This is a genomic window from Mitsuaria sp. TWR114 (assembly GCF_007997345.1).
In genome coordinates, this window is record NZ_VOSR01000068.1 from 1 (window position 1) to 2,819 (window position 2,819).

2 protein-coding genes and 1 pseudogene are annotated in these 2,819 nt (G+C 71.5%); all 3 read right to left on the bottom strand.

The annotated features are described in order from the left end of the window. Nucleotides 1-667, bottom strand: a pseudogene (locus tag FUT87_RS03815) (hydroxymethylglutaryl-CoA lyase); the annotation flags it as partial. Between the two features lie 10 nt (nt 668-677). Next, the gene (locus FUT87_RS03820; protein ID WP_147240135.1) at nt 678-1,874 is read right to left on the bottom strand and encodes a CaiB/BaiF CoA-transferase family protein; all 1,197 of its coding nucleotides are present in this window, start codon (nt 1,872-1,874) and stop codon (nt 678-680) included. A 134-nt stretch (nt 1,875-2,008) separates the two neighbouring features. Continuing rightward, nucleotides 2,009-2,819, bottom strand: an 811-nt coding sequence (locus FUT87_RS03825; RefSeq protein WP_310735097.1) for a LysR family transcriptional regulator, incomplete at its 5' end; no start/stop codon positions are given.

A 2,819-nucleotide genomic window follows, 5' to 3' on the forward strand; every position in this document is an offset into this window, starting at 1 on the left:
GCCAGCGCTCGCGGAAGGCCCGCACCAGCGCGACGACCTGCGTCGGATAGGCCATGCCGGTGGTGTCGCACAGCGTCACGCCGCGCGCGCCGAGCTGCTCGATGAAATGGCCGCACCAGCCCAGCACCGTCTGGACCGGCACGTCGCCCTCCATCGGGCAACCGAAGGCGCAGGACAGCGACACGTTCACCGCCGTCCCGGCCCGATGCGCCATCGCGGCGACCTCGGCCAGCCCGGCGAAGGACTGCGCGCGCGTCATGCGCAGGTTGGCCAGGTTGTGGCTCTCGCTGGCGGACATCACCAGGTTGAGCTCGTCGGCGCGCGCCTCGATCGCGCGCTCGGCGCCGCGGACGTTGGGCACCAGCACCGTGTAGACCACACCGGGCCGGCGGGTGATGCCGCGCATCACCTCGGACGCGTCGGCGAGCACCGGGATGGCCTTGGGCGAGACGAAGGCGGTGACCTCGATCTTGGCCAGGCCCGCCTCGGACAGCGCGTCCACCAGCGCGATCTTGTCGGCCGTGGGCACGAAGACGGTCTCGGCCTGCAGGCCGTCGCGGGTGCCGACGTCCTGCATGAAGACGCGACGGCCGGCGCCGGTCCAGACATCGGACGGTGAGCGCGACACACCCGTGCCGGTGGAGGCGGAAGCGTTGGAAGCGGTCATGGGGACGCCCTCAGGAAACGATCTTGCGCTCGCGCAACGCGGCGATCTGTTCGGCGGTGAGGCCGATCTCGCGCAGCACTTCGTCGGTGTCGCCGCCCAGGCGCGGCGCGGCGCGGCGCACCGCGCCGGGCGTGCCCATCAGCTTGGGCACGATGCCCGGCACGTCGATCTCATGGCCGTCGCGGGTGGGCTGGCGCAGGATCATCTCGCGGGCCCGGAAGTGCGGGTCCTCGACGATGTCCTTGGCGGTGTAGACGCGGCCGGCGGGCACGCTGGCCTCGGCCAGCGGCGCCAGCACCTGCTCGACGGTGCGCGTCGCCGCCCAGGCGCCGATCGCGGCGTCGATCTCCTCGACGCGCGCGACGCGGCCGGCGTTGTTGGCCAGCGCCTCGTCCCGGCCCAGGTCCTCGCGGCCGATCACCTGCATCAGCCGCTTGAAGATCGAATCGCCATTGCCGGCGATCAGCACGACGCCATCGGCGCAGGCATAGGCATTGGACGGCGCGATGCCCGGCAGCGCCGAGCCCGCCGGACCGCGCACGGTGCCGAAGGCGCTGTACTCGGGGATCAGGCTCTCCATCACGTTGAGGACCGCCTCGGTCAGGGCCACGTCGATGACCTGGCCGCGGCCGCCATTGACCTTGCGGTGGTACAGCGCCGTGAGCACGCCGATCGTGCCGTGCAGCGCGGCCAACGTGTCGCCGATCGAGATGCCGCAGCGCACCGGCACCCGGCCGGGTTCGCCGGTCAGGTGCCGCAGGCCGCCCATCGCCTCGCCGATCATCCCGAAGCCGGGCAGGTCGCGGTACGGGCCGGTCTGGCCGTAGCCGCTGATGCGCAACATGATCAGCCCGGGGTTGGTCTTAGCGAGCGCTTCGTAGGACATGCCCCAGCCCTCGAGCGTGCCGGGGCGAAAGTTTTCGATCAGCACGTCGGCCTCGGCGATCAGTTGCCGGGCGATGTCCTGGCCGTCCGCCTGACGCAGGTCGAGCGCGATCGAGCGCTTGTTGCGCGACTGGACCTGCCACCACACGGAGGTGCCGTCCTGGATCATTCGCCAGTTGCGCAGCGGGTCGCCGCTGCCGGGGGCCTCGATCTTCACCACGTCGGCGCCGAAATCGCCCAGCGTCTTGCCGGCGAACGGGCCGGCGATCAACTGGCCCATCTCGACGACGCGCAATCCTTGCAGCGCCTGCAGTCCTTCCATGGCTCGTGCCCTCCTGGTCCTGGTGATGGAGGCGCATTCTGGGAACACGCGCCGCGCAGCGGAAGGCGGGAGTCGCGGCGGCTGCTTTCGCGGGTCGCGAAAGCGGATCGGGGTTCACCCTCGGGGCGAGGGTCTCAGGAACAGAGATGGTCGATGAACACGCGCACATGGCGCGGCAAGCCGTCGAGGTCACGCACGCCGATCAGCAGCCGGCGATCGGACCAGGGCTCGTCGAGCGCGACGCGGCGCAGGTCCAGCGGCTTGAGCAGCGGCTCGACCGCCACGTCCGGCAGCACCGCGATGCCCATGCCCGCCGCCACCATCCGGCACATCGCGTCGAAGCTGCGGACCTGGATGCGGTTCTTCAGGCGCCGGCCCAGGGTCTCGGTCTCCATCTCCAGCCGCTTGTGCAGCGAGGTGGCCTTGGCCAGCGTCACGAAGTCGTACTCGACCGCCTGCGCCCAGCGCACCGCCTTGCGGCGGGATAGCGGATGGCCGGCCGGCGCCACCAGCACCAGCCGGTCCTGGCGGTAGTTCAGGACATGCAGCCCGAGCGCCGGCGTGCGGTCCGCGAAGATGCCCAGGTCGGCGCGGCCATCGAGCACGGCCACCACGATCTCGTGGCTGTCCGCCTCCTCCAGCTCGATGCGGATGCGCGGGTTGTCGCGCACGAAACCCGAGACCTGCGCCGGCAGGAACTGCGTCACCGCCGAGGTGTTGGCCCACAGCCGCACCACGCCGGTCAGGCCCGACGCGTAGTCCGACAGGTCGGCCGTCATCTGGTCCACGTCGCTGAGGATGCGCTGCGCATGGCGCTGCAGCGCCAGCCCGGCCTCGGTCAGGGAGACGCCGCGCGAGTGCCGCTCCAGCAGCGTCGTGCCCAGCGCGTGTTCCAGGTCGCTCAGCCGCTTGCTCGCCGCGCCGACCGCCAGCGCGGCCAGCGCC